Source organism: Pseudonocardia sp. Ae505_Ps2, from assembly GCF_001932425.1.
Classification (GTDB): domain Bacteria; phylum Actinomycetota; class Actinomycetes; order Mycobacteriales; family Pseudonocardiaceae; genus Pseudonocardia.
The window spans coordinates 403,371-424,349 of sequence record NZ_MCIP01000001.1; the positions used below are offsets into that span (position 1 = coordinate 403,371).

General features: G+C 72.7%; 20 protein-coding genes and 1 pseudogene. 11 read left to right on the forward strand and 10 right to left on the reverse strand.

Features of this window, described 5'->3' with window-relative positions; all coding sequences use genetic code 11:
* Window positions 1–244 precede the first annotated feature (244 nt).
* The 3 genes from Ae505Ps2_RS01685 to Ae505Ps2_RS01695 form a co-directional block, all read right to left on the reverse strand.
* A complete protein-coding gene (locus Ae505Ps2_RS01685) occupies window positions 245–1,105 on the reverse strand; it encodes a hypothetical protein (protein ID WP_075310424.1) in 861 nt (286 codons plus the stop codon).
* Window positions 1,105–2,046 (reverse strand): ATP-binding cassette domain-containing protein, encoded by a 942-nt coding sequence (locus Ae505Ps2_RS01690; RefSeq protein WP_075310422.1) that lies wholly within the window; start codon window positions 2,044–2,046, stop codon window positions 1,105–1,107. The genes Ae505Ps2_RS01685 and Ae505Ps2_RS01690 overlap by 1 nt, the downstream gene beginning before the upstream one ends.
* Window positions 2,047–2,204: 158 nt before the next feature.
* Window positions 2,205–2,804: a TetR/AcrR family transcriptional regulator gene (locus tag Ae505Ps2_RS01695; RefSeq protein WP_075553360.1), complete on the reverse strand. Its 600-nt coding sequence runs from the start codon at window positions 2,802–2,804 to the stop codon at window positions 2,205–2,207.
* A 108-nt stretch (window positions 2,805–2,912) separates the two neighbouring features.
* Here Ae505Ps2_RS01695 and Ae505Ps2_RS01700 point away from each other — a divergent pair, with 108 nt between their 5' ends.
* The 4 genes and pseudogenes from Ae505Ps2_RS01700 (at window position 2,913) to katG (ending at window position 6,440) form a co-directional block, all read left to right on the forward strand.
* Window positions 2,913–3,326, forward strand: coding sequence for a nuclear transport factor 2 family protein (locus tag Ae505Ps2_RS01700; RefSeq protein WP_084786182.1), 414 nt, complete (start codon window positions 2,913–2,915; stop codon window positions 3,324–3,326).
* A 134-nt stretch (window positions 3,327–3,460) separates the two neighbouring features.
* Window positions 3,461–3,634: pseudogene (locus Ae505Ps2_RS33020) on the forward strand (long-chain fatty acid--CoA ligase); the annotation flags it as partial.
* 120 nt (window positions 3,635–3,754) lie between these two features.
* The gene (locus tag Ae505Ps2_RS01710; RefSeq protein WP_175581824.1) at window positions 3,755–4,201 is read left to right on the forward strand and encodes a Fur family transcriptional regulator; all 447 of its coding nucleotides are present in this window, start codon (window positions 3,755–3,757) and stop codon (window positions 4,199–4,201) included.
* A 25-nt stretch (window positions 4,202–4,226) separates the two neighbouring features.
* On the forward strand, window positions 4,227–6,440 hold the full coding sequence (gene katG / locus Ae505Ps2_RS01715; protein ID WP_086002306.1) for a catalase/peroxidase HPI: 2,214 nt from the start codon (window positions 4,227–4,229) through the stop codon (window positions 6,438–6,440).
* 217 nt (window positions 6,441–6,657) lie between these two features.
* Here the strand turns inward: katG and Ae505Ps2_RS01720 are convergent, their stop codons facing one another.
* The 4 genes from Ae505Ps2_RS01720 to Ae505Ps2_RS01735 all read right to left on the reverse strand — a co-directional run bounded on the left by Ae505Ps2_RS01720 (window position 6,658) and on the right by Ae505Ps2_RS01735 (window position 8,953).
* On the reverse strand, window positions 6,658–6,852 hold the full coding sequence (locus Ae505Ps2_RS01720; RefSeq protein ID WP_020623821.1) for a hypothetical protein: 195 nt from the start codon (window positions 6,850–6,852) through the stop codon (window positions 6,658–6,660).
* Window positions 6,849–7,472, reverse strand: coding sequence for a helix-turn-helix domain-containing protein (locus Ae505Ps2_RS01725; protein ID WP_139318939.1), 624 nt, complete (start codon window positions 7,470–7,472; stop codon window positions 6,849–6,851). The genes Ae505Ps2_RS01720 and Ae505Ps2_RS01725 overlap by 4 nt, the downstream gene beginning before the upstream one ends.
* A 352-nt stretch (window positions 7,473–7,824) precedes the next feature.
* The gene (locus Ae505Ps2_RS01730; RefSeq protein WP_075553361.1) at window positions 7,825–8,532 is read right to left on the reverse strand and encodes an alpha/beta hydrolase; all 708 of its coding nucleotides are present in this window, start codon (window positions 8,530–8,532) and stop codon (window positions 7,825–7,827) included.
* A gap of 43 nt (window positions 8,533–8,575) precedes the next feature.
* Window positions 8,576–8,953, reverse strand: a complete 378-nt coding sequence (locus Ae505Ps2_RS01735; protein ID WP_043278687.1) for a DUF5997 family protein — start codon at window positions 8,951–8,953, stop codon at window positions 8,576–8,578.
* A gap of 93 nt (window positions 8,954–9,046) precedes the next feature.
* On the opposite strand from Ae505Ps2_RS01735, the gene Ae505Ps2_RS01740 reads away from it, so the two are divergent.
* Window positions 9,047–9,664 (forward strand): LysR substrate-binding domain-containing protein, encoded by a 618-nt coding sequence (locus Ae505Ps2_RS01740; RefSeq protein WP_083696176.1) that lies wholly within the window; start codon window positions 9,047–9,049, stop codon window positions 9,662–9,664.
* Between the two features lie 71 nt (window positions 9,665–9,735).
* On the opposite strand, the gene Ae505Ps2_RS01745 is transcribed toward Ae505Ps2_RS01740, so the two are convergent.
* Window positions 9,736–10,704 carry an acyl-CoA desaturase gene (locus Ae505Ps2_RS01745; RefSeq protein WP_020623104.1) on the reverse strand — a complete coding sequence of 323 codons (969 nt, stop codon included), beginning with the start codon at window positions 10,702–10,704 and terminating at the stop codon, window positions 9,736–9,738.
* 120 nt (window positions 10,705–10,824) lie between these two features.
* Here Ae505Ps2_RS01745 and Ae505Ps2_RS01750 point away from each other — a divergent pair, with 120 nt between their 5' ends.
* From Ae505Ps2_RS01750 to Ae505Ps2_RS01765, 4 genes are all read left to right on the forward strand, one after another.
* Window positions 10,825–11,853, forward strand: a complete 1,029-nt coding sequence (locus tag Ae505Ps2_RS01750) for an LLM class F420-dependent oxidoreductase (protein WP_020623105.1) — start codon at window positions 10,825–10,827, stop codon at window positions 11,851–11,853.
* 83 nt (window positions 11,854–11,936) lie between these two features.
* Window positions 11,937–12,113 carry a hypothetical protein gene (locus tag Ae505Ps2_RS31725; RefSeq protein WP_158071534.1) on the forward strand — a complete coding sequence of 59 codons (177 nt, stop codon included), beginning with the start codon at window positions 11,937–11,939 and terminating at the stop codon, window positions 12,111–12,113.
* Between the two features lie 186 nt (window positions 12,114–12,299).
* Complete coding sequence (locus tag Ae505Ps2_RS01760) at window positions 12,300–13,079, forward strand: hypothetical protein (protein WP_083695254.1); 780 nt, start codon at window positions 12,300–12,302, stop codon at window positions 13,077–13,079.
* Window positions 13,080–13,223: 144 nt separating this feature from the next.
* Window positions 13,224–17,177 (forward strand): multifunctional oxoglutarate decarboxylase/oxoglutarate dehydrogenase thiamine pyrophosphate-binding subunit/dihydrolipoyllysine-residue succinyltransferase subunit, encoded by a 3,954-nt coding sequence (locus Ae505Ps2_RS01765; RefSeq protein WP_043280452.1) that lies wholly within the window; start codon window positions 13,224–13,226, stop codon window positions 17,175–17,177.
* Between the two features lie 64 nt (window positions 17,178–17,241).
* Here Ae505Ps2_RS01765 and Ae505Ps2_RS01770 read toward each other — a convergent pair whose 3' ends face one another.
* Both Ae505Ps2_RS01770 and Ae505Ps2_RS01775 read right to left on the reverse strand, forming a co-directional pair.
* Window positions 17,242–17,718, reverse strand: a complete 477-nt coding sequence (locus Ae505Ps2_RS01770) for a hypothetical protein (RefSeq protein ID WP_075310412.1) — start codon at window positions 17,716–17,718, stop codon at window positions 17,242–17,244.
* A 193-nt stretch (window positions 17,719–17,911) separates the two neighbouring features.
* On the reverse strand, window positions 17,912–19,120 hold the full coding sequence (locus tag Ae505Ps2_RS01775) for a DUF418 domain-containing protein (RefSeq protein ID WP_075333842.1): 1,209 nt from the start codon (window positions 19,118–19,120) through the stop codon (window positions 17,912–17,914).
* Window positions 19,121–19,207: 87 nt separating this feature from the next.
* Between Ae505Ps2_RS01775 and Ae505Ps2_RS31730 the strand changes: the two genes are divergently transcribed.
* Both Ae505Ps2_RS31730 and Ae505Ps2_RS01780 read left to right on the forward strand, forming a co-directional pair.
* The gene (locus Ae505Ps2_RS31730; RefSeq protein WP_020623156.1) at window positions 19,208–19,384 is read left to right on the forward strand and encodes a DUF6104 family protein; all 177 of its coding nucleotides are present in this window, start codon (window positions 19,208–19,210) and stop codon (window positions 19,382–19,384) included.
* 125 nt (window positions 19,385–19,509) lie between these two features.
* Window positions 19,510–20,949: an SLC13 family permease gene (locus Ae505Ps2_RS01780; RefSeq protein WP_075333843.1), complete on the forward strand. Its 1,440-nt coding sequence runs from the start codon at window positions 19,510–19,512 to the stop codon at window positions 20,947–20,949.
* The last annotated feature ends 30 nt before the right edge of the window (window positions 20,950–20,979 follow it).

Consider the following 20,979-nt stretch of genomic DNA (forward strand, 5'->3'; position numbering starts at 1 on the left):
AGTCTGCGGATCCAGCCGGGGCCTGCGGAGGGGTGGGGAGTGGGCACGTCGCCAGGCTATGCCCGACCCCCGACAACCGGCCCGTCGACGCCGCCCGATACGGGGCATCCACCGTCGACGGCGGCAGCTCCTCCGCACCACCCCCACGGACCCGGCGCTCCGCTGTCGATCAGTACATGAGCGCTGCCGGTAGCTGGGCGGACAACGCTCATGCACTGATCGACGGGACGCGCAGCGGCACTGCTCAGGTGATGTCCCGCCGTGCCCCGACGACGGCGGCCAGCGCGATCCCTGCGGCCGTCCAGGCCGCCAGGACCAGCAGCCCGACCCAGCCGGGCGGCGGGGCGCTGACCCCGGCCAGGAACTCCAGGACGAACCGGGACTGCGCGCCCAGCCCCGCCGAGCTCACGACCGGCTCCCAGACCGCGAGGTCACCGGCGTTGCCGGGCAGGAACGGGGTCAGCCGGGCGAACACCGACGGGTCGCCGAGCGAGGACCCGTCGCCCGCGCGCAGCGCCCCGGCGATCAGGTTCTCCCCGATCAGCAGGTAGCCGACGGTGAGCGCGAGCGCCCCGGCCTGGTTGGTGACCAGGGTCCCGACGGCGACGCCGAGCACCCCCCACAGCGCGCACACCAGGATCCCGATCGCGCCCAGCCCGGCGAGCCGGCCGAGGTCGGGGAGCTGCTGGCCGCCGAGCGTCGCACCGCCGAGCAGCGGGCCGACCACGACGAGGGCCAGTGCGTACAGCCCGGCGACGACGGCGGCGATCACCGCCTTGGCCGCGAGCACCTGGCCCCGGGACCCGGTCAGGTAGGCCAGCGTGACCGTGCGGTGCCGGAAGTCGCCGGTGCCCAGCAGGGTCCCGAAGGCGGCGCCGACGATCGCGGTCATGGTCAGGGCCGACGCCAGGCCCGCGAGCATCAGGATCGAGGAGGTCTCGGTGGCCTGCGGCACGAGCAGCTGCAGGATGCTGCCGAGCAGGCTCTGGGCCAGCGCGAGCAGCAGCACCGGGAGGAACAGCAGCCACCACACCCGGGTGGACAGGGTCTTGCGGACCTCCGCGGTCAGCACCGCGCGGAAGCGGTCGAGGCTCACGGTCGCCATCAGCGCTGCTCCTCCCCGGCGAGCAGGCGCAGGAACATCTGTTCCAGCCCGGCCCGCTCCTCGCTCATCCCGTACACGGCGACGCCCGCGGCGAGCGCCAGGTCCCCGACGCGGACCGCGTCGGCCCCGCCGACGGCCAGCACGCCGTCGTCGACGCGGTCGATCTCGGTGATCCCGTCCGTGGCGAGCGCCTCGGCCAGCCGGGCCGGGTCCGCGGCGCGCACGAGCACGCGCGAGCCGTGGCCGGCGCGCAGCTCGGCGACGGTGCCGTCGAAGCGGCAGGCACCACGGTCGATGACGACCAGCCGCTGCGCGGTCAGCTCCATCTCGGCCAGCTGGTGGGAGGAGACGAGCACGCTGCGCCCCGACGCGGCGAAGGCCTGCAGGAACGAGCGCAGCCAGGCGATGCCGTCGGGGTCCAGGCCGTTGCCCGGCTCGTCGAGCACGAGGATGCGCGGGTCGCCGAGCAGTGCCACCGCCAGGGCCAGCCGCTGGTTCATGCCGAGCGAGAACCCACCCGCCGAGCGGTCCGCGGCGGCGGCCAGGCCCACCAGGGTGAGCACCTCGTCGACCCGGGTGTCGGGCACGCCGATCGCGGCGGCCGCGGCGCGCAGGTGTGCGCGGGCGGTGCGTCGCGGATGCACCCCCTGCACCTCCAGCACCGCGCCGACGACGCGGCCGGGCGAGACCAGCGCGGAGAACGGCACCCCGTCGACGAGCGCGCGCCCGGTGCTGGGCACGACCAGGCCGAGGATCATCCGCAGCGTCGTCGTCTTGCCCGAGCCGTTGGGCCCGAGGAACCCGGTCACCGAGCCGGGCTCGACGGTGAACGACAGGTCGTGCACGGCCTCGACCGGGCCGAACCTCTTGCCGAGCCCCTCGACGACGATCCGCCCGCTCCCGGCCGCCGTCGCCGGGTCCGTGGACGCGGTCTCCTGCACTCCGGTCTCCGTCCGTCTCGCGTCGCGCCCCGGGGTTCGCACCGGGGCATCGCCTGCCGCCAATCCTCGCCCAGCCCGGGATCGCGGCGGGAGGCGGGCCCCGCACCGTTCCGGGCGGCGCGGGACCGACCGGACCGTGGCCGTCGGGGCCCCGACCGCTACACGGTGGCGCGGACCGCCGCCTCGACGGCCGCGGCGAGCGTGTCCAGGTACGGGTCGTCGCACGCCGCCCCCGTGACCAGCACCCGGAACAGCAGCGGGGCGATCAGGAGGTCGACCGCGAGATCGACGTCCACCGACGGCGGCAGGTCCCCCCGCGCGATCGCCGCGCGGAGCATCTGCACGCCGACCTCCCGCCGCGGACCGGCCACGTCCGTCTGCAGCACCTCGGCCAGCGCCGGGGTGTGGCGGAGCTCGGCGAGCAGCGTCGGGACCACCGCCGCCACCACCGGGGTGGCCACCTGGTCGCGCAGGGCACCGAGCAGCTCACGCAGGTCGCTGCGGAACGCCCCGGTCGCCGGGGCGGGCGGCAAGGTGTCGGCGACGGCCTGGCGGACCAGGTCGGCCAGCATCTGCTCCTTCGACGACCAGCGGCGGTAGAGCGCCGCCTTGCCCACACCCGCACGCCGGGTGACCGCCTCCATCGACAGGCGGGCGTACCCGGACGCGGCCAGCTCGGCGAAGGCCGCGGACACGATCGCCTCGGTGACACGGGGGCGCAGCACCGATCCGCCGCCGGTGGTTCGTCGGAGCGTCACGCCGACATCCTAGCCGCCGACGGAACGCTTGCGTTCCGTCGGTCGTCGACCCAGCCTCGGACACCAAAACGGAACGGCACCGTTCCGTCGAAGGAACGGAGGGATGCGATGTCCACGTCCACCGGCGACCGGGTCCGACTGCTGACCACCGGCCTCGAGGCCTTCCACCGGGAGGACGTCGAGACGTTCATGGCCATGTACCGCGAGGACGCCGTGCACGAGTTCCCGTTCGCCCCGGAGGGGATGCCCACACGCGTCGAGGGCCGGGAGGCCATCGAGGCCTGGATGCGCACCGTGCCCGATCTCCCGACCCTCGACGGCGGGATGCACGACCTGCGGATCCACGAGGGCGGCGACACCCTGACCGCCGAGTGGTCCTCGACCGGCCACTTCGCCGACGGGACCCCGGCCGCGATCTCCTACGTCGCGGTGGTCACCTTCGACGGCGATCTGGTCGCGCGCTACCGCGACTACATCAACCCCCTCGACCTGCGGCCCGCCTTCCCCGCCGCCTGCCACTGACGCCCGGGCCCCGTCCGACGTCACACAGGGCGCGATGCCGCTGTTCCACGTCGACGGGACCAGCGACGCGTTCGTCGCGCCGGCCCGGGGCGCGCGGATCGTGATGACACGGACGCCCGGCCGGCGTCGGCGACGTCGCCGTCATCGGGGCGCCCGACGACCGCCGGGGCGAGGCGCCGAAGGCCTGCGTCGCACCCTCCCCCGGCGCCCGCATCGACCCCGAGGACCTGCCGGTTCATGCGCGCGCCCACCGCGCGTCGTTCACATGTCCGACGACCGTCGACGCCCTGTCGGGGCCCCCTCGCAGCCCGACCGGCAAGATCGTCGAGAAGGACCTCCGGCCACCGTTCCAGGTGATGTGGCGCCGGTCTCATACTGAGACACGCCGAAACTTGACTGACTCAAGAAAAGCGGGCAGGCTCGCCGCCGTGTCGAACGCATCGGACTACGAGGGCATGTTGCGTGGAGCGTCGCTGCGCGTGACGCGTCCTCGCCTGGCCGTGCTGCAGGCGGTCCACTCCCACCAGCACGCGGACACGGAGTCGATCATCCGTGTCGTGCGGGAGGACCTCGGGGAGGTGTCGCACCAGGCCGTCTACGACGTGCTGCGTGCGCTGCACTCCTCAGGGCTGGTCCGACGGATCCAGCCCACCGGCTCCGTCGCGCGGTACGAGGCGCGGGTCGGCGACAACCACCACCACGTGGTCTGCCGATCCTGTGGCGCCATCGCCGACGTCGACTGCGCCGTCGGCTCCGCACCCTGTCTCACCGCCTCCGACGACAGCGGCTTCGTGATCGACGAGGCCGAGGTCGTCTACTGGGGACGGTGCCCCGACTGCTCATCCACTGATCCCGAGAGGATGTCCCGTGTCTGACGAGCACCCCACCGTCGAGAGCGAGATGAACCGCGAGCAGGACGGCGGTTGCCCCGTCGCCGCCGGTCGCATCGCGCACCCCACCGAGGGTGGCGGCAACCAGAGCTGGTGGCCCAACCAGCTCAACCTGAAGATCCTCCGCAAGCACGCTCCCGCGTCGGACCCGATGGAGCCGGACTTCGACTACGCGAAGGAGTTCGCGACCGTCGACCTCGACGAGCTCGCGCGCGACGTCGACGCCGTCATCACCACCTCGCAGGACTGGTGGCCGGCCGACCACGGCAGCTACGCCGGGTTCTTCATCCGGATGGCCTGGCACTCCGCGGGCACCTACCGGACCTACGACGGCCGCGGCGGCGCGGGCGCCGGCATGCAGCGCTTCGCCCCGCTGAACAGCTGGCCGGACAACGGCAACCTGGACAAGGCCCGCCGGCTGCTCTGGCCGGTCAAGCAGAAGTGGGGCCGCAAGGTCTCCTGGGCCGACCTGATGGTCTTCGCGGGCAACCGCGCGCACGAGATCTCCGGCTTCCCGATGTTCGGCTTCGCCGGCGGCCGCGCCGACGTGTGGGAGCCCGACGAGGACGTGTACTGGGGCTCGGAGAACGTCTGGCTGGGCAACGAGGCGCGCTACGGCGGCAGCAAGGACTTCGCCCACCGCGAGCTGGAGAAGCCGCTCGGCGCGTCGCACATGGGCCTGATCTACGTCAACCCGGAGGGCCCGGACGCCAGCGGTGACCCGATCGCCGCCGCGCGCGACATCCGCGAGACCTTCGGCCGGATGGCGATGAACGACGAGGAGACCGCGGCGCTGATCGTCGGCGGCCACACCCTCGGCAAGACCCACGGTGCCGCCAACCCCGACGAGAACGGCAACGTCGGCCCCGAGCCGGAGGCCGCCGACATCACCGAGCAGGGCCTGGGCTGGAAGCAGAACTACGGCAAGGGCAAGGGCCGCGACGCCATCACATCCGGGCTCGAGGTCATCTGGACCCGCACCCCGAACCGGTGGAGCCACGACTACCTCAAGCACCTCTACGCCTACGAGTGGGAGCTGGAGGAGTCGCCGGCCGGCGCCAGGCAGTTCGTCGCCAAGGACGGCCCGGAGGTCATCCCGGACCCCGAGCCCGGCTACCCGAACCGCAAGCCGCGGATGCTGGTCACCGACGTCGCGCTGCGCGTGGACCCGGTCTACGGCGAGATCACCCGTCGCTGGCTGGACAACCCGTCCGAGTTCGAGGACACCTACCGTCGCGCCTGGTACAAGCTGACCCACCGCGACATGGGCCCGAAGGAGCGCTACATCGGCGCCTGGGTGCCGCAGGAGGAGCTCCTGTGGCAGGACCCGGTCCCGGCCGTCGACCACCCGCTGGTGGACGCCGACGACGTCGCGTCGATCAAGGCGAAGGTCCTGGAGTCCGGCCTGTCGGTCACCGACCTGATCAAGACCGCCTGGGCCGCGGCCTCGTCGTTCCGCCAGTCCGACAAGCGCGGTGGCGCCAACGGCGGCCGCATCCGCCTGGAGCCGCAGCTGCAGTGGGAGGTCAACGACCCCGACACGCTGCGCCAGGTCGTCTCGGCGCTGGAGTCGCTCCAGTCCGAGATCAACGGCTCCCTGACCGGCGGCAAGAAGATCTCCTTCGCCGACCTCGTCGTGCTGGCCGGTGCCGCCGCCCTGGAGAAGGCCGCCAAGGACGGCGGGCACGACATCACCGTGCCGTTCGTCCCGGGGCGGACCGACGCCACCCAGGAGAAGACCGACGTCGAGTCGTTCTCCTACCTGGAGCCCACTGCCGACGGCTTCCGCAACTACCGCGGCAAGGGCCACACCCTGCCCGGCGAGTTCCTGCTCGTCGACCGCGCGAACCTGCTCGGCGTCTCCGCCCCGGAGATGACCGTGCTGGTCGGCGGCCTGCGCGTGCTGGGCGCCAACACCGGCGGGTCGACGGCCGGCGTGTTCACCGACCGGGTCGGCACGCTGTCCAACGACTTCTTCACCAACCTGCTGGCCGGCGACGTCCAGTGGCGCTCGGTGGCCGGCGACGACGACTCCTTCGAGGCCGTCGACGCCTCCGGGAACGTCAAGTGGACCGGCACCCGCGCCGACCTGGTCTTCGGGTCGAACTCCGAGCTGCGCGCCGTCGCCGAGGTCTACGCCTCCGACGACGCGAAGGAGAAGTTCGTCCGCGACTTCGTCGCCGCCTGGGACAAGGTCATGATGGCCGACCGCTACGACGTCTGATCGTCGCGTAGCAGCACGTCACGACGCCCGGGCCGGGTCACCGGCCCGGGCGTCGTCATGTCCGGCCCCCCGCACGGACCCTGAGCTGCATCTCGACGCATTCCGGACACCGAGATGCAGCTCAGCGGGCTGGGGAGATCCACAACTCCCGCTGAGCTGCATCTCGGCGGGTCGGCGCCGGCGGTGCCGGTCGACGGGCGTCCCGTGGACCGGGGCGTCAGTGCTGCAGCAGCCGTGGGGCCCAGGTCCCGGCACGCGGGCGGACGGCCCACCACAGACGGGCGTAGGCGGAGTGCAGGGAGTCCCGCACCCGCGGACGGGGGCGGCCGCGACCGAGACGGTGAGCCTCGGCCTCGCGGTGCAGGTCCGCCATCCGCGCCCGCGCGAGCCGGGCCCAGTGGTCCTCGATCACGACCCGCCTCCCGGCGGTTCGGACGGGGTGATCTCGTGCGGCGGTCGCGGGAGCCACGTGCCGAAGAAGAACTCGACCGGACGTGCCCCCGGCGGACGGACCGACGGGTCGTGCTGCCGCTGCTCGAACCGTCGCGAGACGGCGATCAGCTCGTCGTGCAGCGCGCCGAGCTCCTCAGCGGTCATCCAGGTGGAGCCCGCCGAGAACCCGGCACCCTCACGCCACTCGGGTGCCTCGGCCCCGGCGCGCCGGAACCACCGCTTCATCTTCTCGGCGACCCGGTCGACGTAGACCTCCGACAGCGTCTCCGCCGCCATCGCGGTCTCCGGCTCCATGCCGTCCTCGACGCCCCAGGACTGGCCGTAGCGGACGAGCTTCCAGGGCTTCTCCCGGCCGCGGCCGCCCTCGGCCGGCTCGACGAAGCCGTACTTGGCGAGGATCCCCAGGTGGTACGCGCAGCTGGCCACGCTCTCGCCGGTGAGCTCGGCGCACCGGGTGGCCGTCGCGGTCCGTTCGAGCCCGACCACCTCCAGCAGCTCCACCCGCAGCGGATGGGACAGCGCGCGCAGCCGCGCGGGGTCGGTGAGGGTGTAGGGCTCCTTCGGCACAGAAGTCAACATACCTTTATCAAGATACTTTGAGCAAGGAGTGCTGATACGACTCGACCGCGCCGCGATGCAGCCGAGGGCTGCCCCGGCGCACGTGCGCACAGCCCTGACCCGCATCGCGACATCCGAGGGTCGTCGAGATGCAGCTCAGCGGGAGCTGTCGATCTCCACGGCCCGCTGAGCTGCATCTCGGCGACCGGCGGGCCGGACAGCGGGGCGGGCGGCGGGCCGGGCGATGGGCCGACCGGCGAGCCGGGCGGCGGGCCAACCGGCGGGCCGGGCGATGGGCCGACCGCCGGGCCGGGCGGCGGGCCGGGACGGGACGGCAGAGCGGCGGCGCGACCGGAATGCGCGACGGGCGGGATCACCCCAGCCCGTCGAACACCCCCGCGAGCTCCGACGGCGCGGAGAGCATCGGCCAGTGCCCCGTCGGCAGCGCCACGAACGTCCACTCCGGACCGTCCATCTCCGCGAACCCGGGCACCCCGGCGTCGATCAGCTCGCGGGCATCGGCGGGGGTGAAGCTGCAGGCCACGACGGTCTTCGGCAGCGAGGGATCGGGCGTTCCGCGACGGGCGCCGGTGAGCACCACCCCGGGCGGCTCGGCCGTCGAGCGGGCACGGACGTCGTCGAAGACGGTGTCGGGGATGCCTGCGGTGCTGCTGCCCGCGGCGTCGAGCTCGGCGCGGGACGGCATCGGCAGTGCACCGTGCTCGGCGAGGGTCGCCCGGGTCGCGGCCTGCGCGTCGGGCGGAGTGAAGTCGATCTGCGCGACCCCGTCGGGCAGCGGTCCGGTGTCGACGAACACCAGGTGCGCGACCCGGTCCCGGGCCCGCTCGGCCGCCGCCGCGCAGACCGGGCCCGCGCCGCTGTGACCGACGAGCACGACCGGCTCGCCCGCGCCACCCAGCGCGGCGAGCACGTCGTCGACGCGGGTCCGGGCGGTGGCCCCGGGCCCGTGACCGAGGTCGAGCGCGGTGACGTCGTGCCCGCGGGCGCGCAGGTCGCCCGCGACCGCGCTCCATGCCGTCGCGTCGATCCAGAACCCGGGAACCAGCAGGTAGCTCGTCATGCCCCGAGCCTGGCGGCGGACGAGGACGGTTCCGGTCCTCGTGCTAGTTCTTCTGCTGCTCGGCCTTCAGCCGAGCGGCCTCGCGCTGGCTCTCGGCGCGGGTGGCGCGCTCACGGGCCAGCCACTCGGGCTCCTCGGCCTTGATCGCGGCGATCTGCTCGGTGGTCAGCGGCTCGGTGATCCCGGCGCGGGCCAGTCCCGAGATCGACACCCCGAGCCGGTCCGCGACGACCGGGCGCGGGTGCGGCCCGGTGGCGCGCAGCTCGCGCAGCCACTCCGGCGGGTCGGCCTGCAGCGCGTCGAGCTCGTCGCGGGAGACGACCCCCTCGCGGAAGTCGGCGGGGGTGGCGTCGAGGAGCACACCGAGCTTCTTCGCCGCGGTCGCGGGCTTCATCGTCTGGGCGGACCTCTGGCGCGTCATGTCACCAGGCTAGGCGGCTAGCCTCGACCGGTGACCGCCACGTCCTTCCACCTCGGCTACGTCCCGGGCGTCACCCCCGGCAAGTGGACCCGGATGTGGGCCGAGCGCCGCCCCGGGGTCCCCCTGGAGCTGCACACGGTGAGCCCGGCCGAGGCCGCGGACCTGGTCCGCGCGGGCACGGTGGACGCGGCCGTCGCCCGGCTGCCGATCGACCGGACCGGACTGCACGCGATCCCGCTCTACACCGAGACGACCGTGGTGGTGGTCCCGAAGGAGCACGTGGTGACCGCGGCCGACGAGGTGACCGTCGCCGACCTGACCGACGAGATCGTCCTGCGCACCGGCGACGACACCCTCGACTGGCCCGACGGGCCGCCCGGCCGGGCCGCGGAGTACACCCCGCCGACGACGGCCGAGGCGGTCGAGATCGTCGCGGCGGGGGTCGGGCTGCTGGTCGTCCCGCAGTCGCTGGCCCGGCTGCACCACCGCCGGGACCTCACCTACCGGCCGTTGGTCGACGCGCCGGGCTCCGGCGTCGCGCTGACCTGGCCGGACGCCGAGAACAGCGACCTGATGGAGGAGTTCATCGGGATCGTGCGCGGCCGCTCGGCACACAGCACCCGGACCCGGCGCAGCGAGCCACCGGCCGCGCCGGCGCGCCGCCCCGCGTCGACGGCGGCGAAGCGGCGACCGGCCCGGCGTCGCCGCTAGCCCCCCCCCGGACACGACGACGCCCCCGGCGCACGGGGCACCGGGGGCGTCGGGCGTATGACGCGGACGGGTCAGGCCGCGGCAGGCACCGGCTTCTGCGAGAGCTTCTCGAGGCGGCGCGTGGTGGGCCAGCGGACGGCGGTCGCCCAGCCGAGCTTCTCGAAGCCGCGGATGACGGCGGCCGAGATGTCGATCTGGCCCTTCTTCACACCGTGCCGGGCGCAGGTCGGGTCGGCGTGGTGCAGGTTGTGCCAGGACTCGCCGAAGGACAGGACCGCCAGCCACCAGACGTTGGCGGACTTGTCACGGGAGGCGAAGGGGCGCTCGCCCCAGATGTGGCAGATCGAGTTGATCGACCAGGTGACGTGGTGCAGCACCGCGACGCGGACCAGACCGGCCCAGAAGAACGCGGTGAACGCGCCCCACCAGGACATGGTCACCAGACCGCCGATGAGCGCCGGGCCCGCCAGGCTGAAGACGACGATCAGCGGGAACGCCTTCTCGACGCGCATCATGTCGCGGTCAGCGAGCAGGTCCGGGGCGAACCGCTTCATGTTGGTGAGGTCGCGGTCGAACAGCCAGCCCAGGTGCGAGTGCCAGAAGCCCTTGACCAGCGCCGAGGCGCCGGTGCCGTAGAGCCACGGCGAGTGGGGGTCGCCCTCCTTGTCGGAGAACGCGTGGTGGCGGCGGTGGTCGCCGACCCAGTCGAGCACGCTGCCCTGCAGCGAGATGCTGCCGGCGATCGCCAGGGCGATCCGCAGCGGACGGTTCGCCTTGAACGAGCCGTGGGTGAAGTAGCGGTGGAAACCGACGGTCACACCCAGGCCGCTGACGGCGTAGAAGACGACGAACAGCGCGACGTCGACCCACCCGAGACCCCAGCCCCAGGCGAGCGGGACGGCGGCGAACAGCGCGAGCGTCGGGAGGATCACGAACAGTCCGACCAGGAACATCGCGCCGGGCGGGCGCTGCCCGTCGACGATCGGAGCGGGCGTCCGCTTCTCGGACGTGCTGCGGGGTGGTGCGGCCTCGAGCGTCATGCGTCCCACTGTCGCGGCACCCCTACCCCGCGGGCAGTGCGGTTAACCCCCCTGTTCGGATTCGGGTTCCGCCCCGGCCCGGACTTGACCGACGAGTAACTTGTGAGTACTGAACGGGGAGTGAAGCTCTCCACCGTCCTCCCCTACGGCGACGACCCGATCCGCAACGCGGACGCCGTCACCGACATGGAACGCGCCGGCCTCGACGTCGTCTGGGCCGCCGAGGCGTACTCGTTCGACGCCGTCTCCCTGCTCGGCTACCTCGCCGCCCGCACCGAGCGTCTCGAGATCGGGTCGGCGATCCTGCCGATCTACTCGCGCACCCCGACCCTGACCGCGATGACCGCGGCCGGCCTCGACGCCCTGTCCGACGGTCGGTTCAACCTGGGCCTCGGCGCGTCCGGCCCGCAGGTCATCGAGGGCTTCCACGGGGTCGCCTACGACAAGCCGGTCGGGCGCACGCGCGAGATCATCGAGATCTGCCGCAAGGTCTGGAAGCGGGAGGAGAAGCTCACCAACGACGGGCTCTACCCGATCCCGCTGCCCGGCGGCACCGGCCTCGGCAAGCCACTGAAGATCATCAACCACCCGAAGCGCGCCGACATCCCGGTCTGGGTCGCCGCGCTGGGCGAGAAGAACCTGGAGATGACCGCGGAGCTGGCGAACGGCTGGCTCCCGCACGTCGTGCTGCCGGAGAAGATCCAGGAGGTCTTCGGGCCCGCGCTGCAGGCCGGCTACGCCAAGCGCGCCCCCGAGCTGGGTCCGCTGCAGATCACCGGCGGCGGGATCGTCGCGCTCGAGGAGGAGTTCTTCGAGCCCGCCCGCCAGGCCGCCCGCGGCCTCTACGCGCTCTACATCGGCGGCATGGGGGCGCGCGGGAAGAACTTCTACAACACCGTGTTCGCCAAGCAGGGCTACGCCGACGAGGCGAAGACCGTGCAGGACCTCTACCTGGACGGGAAGAAGGAGGAGGCCATGGCCGCCCTCCCCGCCGACTTCATCGACAAGGTCACCCTGATCGGCCCCGAGGGGCACGTCCGCGAGCGGATCGCCGCCCTGCGCGAGAACGGGATCACCCACCTGCACGTGAACCCGATGACCAACGACGTGAACCACACGTTCGAGAAGCTCAAGACCTGGATGTCGTAGGTCGACGTCCTGGGCCGATGTCCTGGGTCGACGTCCCGGGTCCCGGCTTGCCGGGCCCGCGCGGGCGTGCTCATCTGGGTGACGTGGTCGACAGCACCGTTGGTCAGGACCTCACCCCCGACGAGCGCGACGCGGTCGTGGCCGGAGCCCGGTTCGCCGGGCTCTCCGGGCCGCACCGCCTGCGCGGGCCAGGACCCGTCCGCCGTCGCGCCGGACGCCACCGCGGGCTCCGGCCGTCCGGCCGCGGCGCGGCCGCGTGAGCGCCACGCCGCCCCCCGACGGAGGGACCTGCGACATTGCGCCGTTCGGCCCAGTACCGGGGGGTCCTGTCACGGCTCGTAGGCGGGGCGTAGAGAATGTGTGACGTCATCCACGGTTCACGGTGCTCCGGGCAACCCCCGGCGGGGCACCCGCGACAGGACTCGCGACATGACGAGGAGACCGACTTGCTGGAGCTCGCCATCCGGACCTCCGACGAGCCGATCTCCCCCGGTCAGTACCGGCACACGGCGACGCACGCCTGGTGGATGGGGACCTGCTTCGCCCGCGACGAGCTCTGTGTCCACTACAGCGAGCACCTGCTCCAGCAGTGGACGCCGCTCGACCCGGCCCAGGACTGGCTGCTCGACCGCGAGCTGACCGGCCGCGTGCACTGGCTGTGCGGTGACGGCGCGGCGGCGATCGAGGACGGCTTCGACATCGCCGACCAGTGGCCCACCGGCCGCTTCCGCGCCCCGCACGGGGACTTCTACGCCGAGCTCCACGGCCACCGGCCCGCCGCGAAGGTCGGCTCGTGGGCCAACCCGACCGAGGCGTTCCTCGCCGGCCTGCCCCGCGACCCGGCGGCGATGCTGGACCGGCTGATCGCCGACAGCCCGCCCGGCCGCGGTTACACCGGCCCGTTCCCCAGCGCCGTGAGCGCGCTGCGGACCTGCCGGGTCCCCGCCGAGCTGCGCGCGGTGCTGTACGCCGCGCTGCGCCGGATGCCCGCCGTCTCCCTCGGCGAGACCGACAACCTCGACGGCGAGCGGCACCCCACCCTCGTCCACGACGACGGGCCGGTCCGCACCGAGCTGCTGATCTCCCCTGTCGACGGGCAGTACGCCGGCGAGCGCGACACCGTCCGGCGCCCGGCCCGCGTCGGCCCGCCGGTCGGCACCGTCGTCGCCGAGACGACCACGCAGACCTCCGTGGTCGACGTGCTCGGCTCCCCGCCCGGCTTCTGAATCGTGCCGCTCGCCGTCCGCGGGCGGTCGATCACGAAACGATCACGAAGTGGGACCCGGCACACTGCCCGGTCTCGCGCCAAGGGGACTAACCTGGTAGCCGGTCGCGAAAAATCGAGCAGCTATCAAGGCGGTTGACGCAGAGTGTCATCGAGCAGTACCTCCCATCAGGCGAGCGACTTCGGTCCGAACGAGTGGCTCGTCGAGGAGATGTACCAGCGCTTCCAGGAGGACCCGTCGGCCGTGGACCCGGCCTGGCACGAGTTCTTCGCCGACTACGGCAAGGGCGGTGAGAAGGCCTCCTCCTCGTCGTCCGTCGGGACCGAGGAGTCCGACGACACCTCCTCCGGCAACGGCTCCGCCCCGACCTCCTCGGGTGGTGTCACCCGCGGCGCGGGCACCGAGGACGACCAGGGCAGTGGGCACGGCACCGGGAACGGCGCCGGAAGCGGCACCGTGAGCAGCAAGGGGACCGGCGCGGCCGGCTCCGGCGACGCCCCGGCCCAGAAGGCCGTGACGAACGGCGGGAAGGCCGGGGGCAACGGCACCGCCACCTCTCGCGACGTCCCGCCGCCGGTCACCCCGAAGGCCGAGCCGCCGCCCGCCGAGGAGCGCCTGCGCACCGCGAGCGCCCCGGCACCGGCGTCGTCGAACGGGTCGTCGGCCAAGCCGGCCGCGGGCAGCGGCTCCAAGGCCGCGAAGCCGGCGCAGGACGGGGGTGGCGCGACCACCACCCCGCTGCGCGGTGCCGCGAACGCCATCGCCAAGAACATGACGTCGTCCCTCACGCTGCCGACCGCGACCAGCGTCCGTGCGGTCCCGGCCAAGCTGCTGGCCGACAACCGCATCGTCATCAACAACCACCTCAAGCGCACCCGCGGCGGGAAGCTGTCGTTCACGCACCTGATCGGCTACGCGCTGGTCCGGGCCCTGGCCGACTTCCCGAACATGAACCGGCACTTCGTCGAGACCGACGGCAAGGCCTCGGTCGCCACGCCGGAGCACGTGAACCTCGGCCTGGCCATGGACATGGCGGGCAAGGACGGCAGCCGCACGCTGATCGTCGTGTCCATCAAGGGCTGCGAGAACATGTCGTTCGCGCAGTTCTGGCAGGCCTACGAGGGCATGGTCCGCAAGGCCCGCGAGGGCAAGCTGACCGCCGAGGACTTCTCCGGCACCACGATCAGCCTCACCAACCCGGGCACGCTGGGCACGAACCACTCGGTGCCGCGGCTGACCGTGGGCCAGGGCGCGATCATCGGCGTCGGCGCGATGGAGTACCCGGCCGCGTTCCAGGGTGCGTCGGAGGAGCGGCTCGTCGAGCTCGGCATCTCCAAGATCATCACCCTGACCTCGACCTACGACCACCGGATCATCCAGGGCGCCGAGTCCGGCGACTTCCTGCGCCGGATCCACCAGCTGCTCCTCGGCGAGGACGGCTTCTACGACGACGTCTTCGCCTCGCTGCGGGTGCCGTACGAGCCGGTCCGCTGGGTGCAGGACTTCCCCGAGGGCGAGGTCGACAAGACCGCCCGCGTGCTGGAGCTGATCGAGTCCTACCGGACCCGCGGCCACCTGATGGCCGACACCGACCCGCTAAACTACCGCCAGCGCCGCCACCCCGACCTCGACGTCCTCAGCCACGGCCTGACCCTGTGGGACCTCGACCGCGACTTCGCGGTCGGCGGGTTCGGCGGGCAGAGCCACATGAAGCTGCGCGACGTGCTCGGCCTGCTGCGCAACTCCTACTGCCGCACCATCGGCACGGAGTACATGCACATCGCCGACCCCGAGCAGCGCAAGTGGCTCGAGGAGCGCATCGAGGTCCCGCACGTCAAGCCGGACTCCTCGGAGCAGAAGTACATCCTGTCCCGGCTGAACGCGGCCGAGGCCTTCGAGACCTTCCTGCAGACCAAGTACGTCGGGCAGAAGCGGTTCTCGCTGGAGGGCGGCGAGACCGTCATCCCGCTGCTCGACGCCGTGCTGGACAAGGCCGCCGAGCGCGAGCTCGACGAGGTCGTCATCGGCATGCCGCACCGCGGCCGGCTCAACGTGCTGGCCAACATCGTCGGCAAGCCGATCAGCCAGATATTCCGCGAGTTCGAGGGCAACCTCGACCCGGGCCAGGCGCACGGTTCCGGCGACGTGAAGTACCACCTCGGCGCCGAGGGCAAGTACTTCCGGATGTTCGGCGACGGCGAGACCGCCGTCTCGCTGACCGCGAACCCGTCGCACCTGGAGGCCGTGGACCCGGTGCTGGAGGGCATCGTCCGCGCCAAGCAGGACCTGCTCGACAAGGGCGACGGCGGCTTCACCGTGCTGCCGGTGCTCATGCACGGCGACGCGGCGTTCGCCGGCCAGGGAGTCGTCGCCGAGACGCTGAACCTCGCGCTGCTGCGCGGGTACCGCACCGGCGGCACCGTGCACGTCGTGGTCAACAACCAGGTCGGGTTCACCACCGCGCCGGAGCACTCGCGCTCCTCGCAGTACTGCACCGACGTGGCGAAGATGATCGGCGCACCGGTCTTCCACGTGAACGGCGACGACCCGGAGGCATGTGTCTGGGTCGCCAAGCTGGCCGTCGAGTACCGCCAGCGCTGGAACAACGACGTCGTGATCGACATGATCTGCTACCGGCGCCGGGGCCACAACGAGGGCGACGACCCCTCGATGACCCAGCCGTCGATGTACGACATCATCGACGCCAAGCGCAGCGTCCGGAAGATCTACACCGAGTCGCTGATCGGCCGTGGTGACATCACCATGGAGGAGGCCGAGCAGGCGCTCAAGGACTTCTCCAACCAGCTCGAGCACGTCTTCAACGAGGTGCGCGAGCTCGAGAAGACCCCGCCGGTGATCTCGCCGTCGATCGAGTCGGAGCAGCTCGTCCCGTCCGACCTCGACACCTCGGTCCCGCTCGAGGTCGTGCACCGGATCGGCGACGTGCACACCAACCTCCCCGAGGGGTTCGCGGTGCACAAGCGGGTCGAGCCCGTGCTGCGCAAGCGCGAGAAGATGTCCCGCGAGGGCGACGTCGACTGGGCCTTCGCCGAGCTGCTCGCCCTCGGCTCGCTGGCGATGGACGGCCGGCTGGTCCGGCTGTCCGGTCAGGACTCCCGTCGTGGCACCTTCGTGCAGCGGCACTCGGTCCTGATCGACCGGCACACCGGCGCCGAGTACTTCCCGCTGCGCAACCTGGCCGAGGGCCAGGGCCGGTTCCTGCCCTACGACTCGGCACTGTCGGAGTTCGCCGCGGTCGGCTTCGAGTACGGCTACTCGGTCGCCAACCCGGACGCGCTCGTGATGTGGGAGGGCCAGTTCGGCGACTTCGTCAACGGTGCCCAGTCGATCATCGACGAGTTCATCTCCTCCGGCGAGGCCAAGTGGGGCCAGCTCTCCGACGTCGCGCTGCTGCTGCCGCACGGCCTGGAGGGCCAGGGCCCCGACCACAGCTCCGGGCGCATCGAGCGCTTCCTGCAGCTGTGCGCCGAGGGCTCGATGACCGTCGCGCTGCCCTCGGAGCCGGCGAACTACTTCCACCTGCTGCGCCAGCACACCCTGGACGGGGTGCGCCGGCCGCTGGTGGTGTTCACGCCGAAGTGGATGCTGCGCGCCAAGCAGGTCGTCAGCCCGCTGTCGGACTTCACCGAGGGCCGGTTCCGCCCGGTCATCGACGACCCCGAGCACGCCGGCAAGGGCGAGCGCGTCTCCGGCGTGAAGCGGGTACTCTTCTGCTCCGGCAAGATCTACTGGGAGCTGGCCGCGGCACGCGACAAGCGCCGCAAGAACGGCGACGAGTCGGTCGACGAGGCCGCGCTGGTCCGGGTCGAGCGGCTCTACCCGATGCCGGCCGAGGAGATCGCCGCCGTCCTCGAGCGTTACCCCGAGGCCGCCGGTGACGTCCGCTGGGTCCAGGAGGAGCCGGCCAACCAGGGCTCGTGGCCGTACTACGGCCTGGAGCTGCCGCAGAAGCTCCCGCAGCTGCAGGGCAACTTCACCCGGGTGTCCCGGCGGCGGATGGCGGCCCCGGCCGCCGGCTCGTCGAAGGTGCACGAGGTCGAGCAGGCCGAGCTGATCGAGAAGGCGTTCGCCCGCTAGGGCACACGCGACGACGACGGCCGGGCCGGGGACTCCCCCCGCCCGGCCGTCGTGCTGTGCGGGGTCAGCGTCCGCGCACGGCACCGACGACGACCGCGGCCCCGGTCAACGCGGGCACGGCCCACTCGACCGCCCGGATCCGGCGCGCCAGGGCAGGCTCCGGCGCGGCCGGACCGGCGCCGGCCGGGGCCTCCGACCCGGCACGCCGTCCCAGGGCACCCGCGTAGGCGGTCGCGGCGAGCGCCGCGCCGGTGAGCGCGGCCCGGGAGACCGCGGCGGTGGCGGCGGCGGGCTCGCGCCGGGCACGGGCCACGTCGCGCACCAGCAGGCCCGCGCCACCGAGCAGGTGGGTGGCCATCGCGGCGCTGCCGATCCGGCCCCACCGGCCCCAGCCGGCCCCGGCGAGCCGCTCGCGCTCGGCCGGGTCGCCGACGGCGTCGAGCGCGCCGTTCAGTCCGGTGACGCCCATCAGCGACCCGCCGAACCAGGCGGCCAGTCCGACGTCGTGCAGGGTGCGGGCGAGGGGCTCGGTACGGGACATCGGTACTCCGGTGGGTCGGGGGCGGCGGGCCACGGGTGCGGCCGCACCGGACGCTAGTGCGGCCCCTCGGTGGGGTTCCCGCGGGCCGGTGGGATCCTCCGTCCGCGGTGCCACCGCACGCCGACGCTTCCGCGGTGCCACCGCACGCCGACGGTGACGGTGCGGCCACCGTGCCGCCACCCCCGGAGCGGGGTCACCGACGGGCGGCCGAGCGGTAGGTCAGCCGTCGTAGCAGGGTCTCGGCGGGCCCCCGGACACCAGCCCGGTCGAGCCGGTACGCGACGACGACGGTGAGCAGCCACACTCCCACCGCGACCAGCGACGCCGACCAGCCCGAGAGGTGGGCACCCAGCCCGAGGCCCCAGGCGGCGAGCAGCGGCACGAACAGCAGCGACTGCGCCAGGTAGCCGCTCAGCGACCGGCGGCCGAGCGCGACGAGGGCCCGGACCGGCAGCGGCGCCACCGGACGGGTGCCGAGCCGGTGCGCGACGAGGCCGAACACCGCGACGTAGCCGAGGGCGGCGAAGATCCCGGTGGCGATGTGCAGACCGGCGAACGCGCCCGGGTCCGGCAGGACGACGACGCCGACGTGCACGAGCGCCTGGGCGAGCCCCGCCGACCAGCCGACGGCGATGCCCACGACGGCGGTGCGGCGGAGCAGGGGCAGGTACCGGCCCGGCTCCTCCAGGACGCGGTGCCGCGCGGCGAGCAGCCCGAGCAGCACCGCGGCGGGCATCACCAGGGTCAGGAACGCCCCGGGGAGCGCCGCGACCCACAGTCCGAGCCGCAACGGCAGGGTGGCGAGCCAGCCCGGCGTGGACAGGGCCACCTGCTGCGCGACGGCCGTGGGCGTGCCGCCGCCGGTGAACTGTGCGAGCACGCCGGTCACCGTGGGGACGACGACGGCGAGTCCGACCAGCACGCCGGCCACGGTCCGCAGGGTGCGGTCGCTGCGGTGCAGGAACAGCGGTACCAGCACCAGGCCGAGGAGGCCGTAGGTGCCGAGGATGTCGCCCTGCCACAGCAGTGCCGCGTGGAGCAGACCGAACGCGAGCATCCACCAGTGCCGGGTGCGCAGCAGCCGTCGTGCCTGCGCATCGGTGCCGCCACCGGCGATGCGGCGGGCGTAGAGCTGCCCGATGCCGTAGGCGAACAGGAACCCGAACAGCGTCCAGGCCCGGCCGTCGACGGCGGTGATCGTCACGATCTGGGCGATCCGGTCGGCCGGCCCGCCGTCCGCGGCGTGCAGCAGCGTGGCCCCCAGCTCCGAGGTGTAGGCGAACCAAGGGGCGTGGGCCAGTGCGATCAGCAGCAGCATCGCCCCCCGGGCGAGGTCGGGGGCGAGCGCACGGTCGCCGACCGGGGTCGGCGCGACGGTCGCCGCGGGCGGCGCGGTGGACATGGGGTCTCCTCACGAGGCGGTGGGAGACCCATCGAAAACGATGCCGTCGCGTCCGGGTCAAGCAGTGCCCGCCGTATCCTCGCCGGCATGTACTTCACCGACCGCGGCATCGAGGAGCTCGTCGACCGGCGCGGCGACGAGCAGGTCAGCGTCGAGTGGCTGGCCGACCGGCTCCGCGCCTTCGTCGACGCGAACCCGCAGTTCGAGACGGCCGTCGAGCGGCTGTCGAGCTTTCTGGCCCGGGACGACGCCGACGACGAGTGACCCCGTGACCACAACGACCACAGGGCACGCAGCGACCACTACGTGGGCTGTGTCCGCAAGCGGGACCGGGGCGGGGGTCCGGACCTAGCGTTGCTCCTCGACACGTCCGTCGAAGAGGAGCACCGATGCTCATCGTTCTCGGGTCCGCGATGATCGCGGTCTTCATGTACCTGATCCTGTCGAAGCGGCTCGCGCCGACACTGGCGCTGGTCCTCGTCCCGCTGACCTTCGCCCTCGTGGTGACCGGCACCGGCCTGTCCGAACCGGGTGAGGACGGCGTCGTCGACTCGATCTCGTCCGCCTTCAAGGACTTCGCGCCGACGGCCGTGCTGCTGTTCTTCGCGATCATCTTCTTCGGCACGATGATCGACGTCGGGCTGTTCGACCCGCTGATCCGCTTCGTGCTGCGCACGGTGAAGAACGACCCGGTGCGCCTGGTCGTGCTGACCGCGGTGCTGGCCGGGGTCGTCTCCCTCGACGGCGACGGCTCGACCACCTTCATCATCACGGTGTCCGCGCTGCTGCCGATCTACCTGCGGCTCGGGCTGAGCCCGGTGGTGCTGACCGTCGTCGCCAACCTCGCCAACGGCGTGCTCAACATCCTGCCCTGGGGCGGCCCGACGATCCGCGCCGCGACGGTGCTGAACGTGTCCCCCTCGGAGCTGTTCAACCCGATGGTCCCGGGCATGGTGGCCGGCATCGCCACGGTGCTGCTGCTGGCCTGGCAGCTCGGTCGTTCCGAGCGCAAGCGGCTGCTCGCCTCGGGCCGCACACTGTCGGTCGTCGCCGACGAGATGGTGGCGGTGCGCGAGCCCGCCCTGGTCGGCGGGGGCACCGGCACCGACGGCACGCACGGTGCCGACCGCCCGGCGTCGGGCTCCGCCGGTGGCGCCTCCGACGTCTCCGACGATCTCGGGGGCACCCTCGACCCGAACCGCCCGACCCTGCGGCCGAAGCTGATCTGGTTCAACCTGGGGCTCACCGTCGCGCTGCTGGTGCTGCTGGGCATGGACGTCCTCCCGCTGTCGCTGGTGTTCGTCGCGGCCGCCGCGATCGCCCTGGTCGTGAACTTCCCGAAGCCCGAGGACCAGCTCCGGGCGGTGACCTCGCACGCCACCTCGATCGTCGGCGTCGTGTCCATGGTGTTCGCCGCCGCGGTCCTGGTCGGGGTGCTGTCGGGCACCGGCATGGTGACGGCGATGGCGAACGGGATCGTCTCGGCCGTGCCGCCGTCGGTCGGCTCCTGGTTCGCGGTGATCACCGGGGTGCTGAGCATGCCGCTGACGTTCTTCATCACCAACGACGCGTTCTACTTCGGCATCCTGCCGATCCTCACCGAGGCCGCGGGCCACTACGGCATCGCCCCGGTGGAGATGGCCCGCGCCTCGATCATCGGCCAGCCGGTGCACATGACCAGCCCGCTGGTCCCGGCGCTGCTGCTGCTCGTCTCGCTGGCGAAGGTCAACCTGGCCGACCACCACCGCAAGGTGATCTGGCGGGCCGCGGTCTGCTCGCTGGTGATGCTGGGGGTCGCGCTGCTGCTGGGCGTCGTCCCGCTGGGCTGACCGCCCGGTGCGGCGCGGGCCCGATGCGGG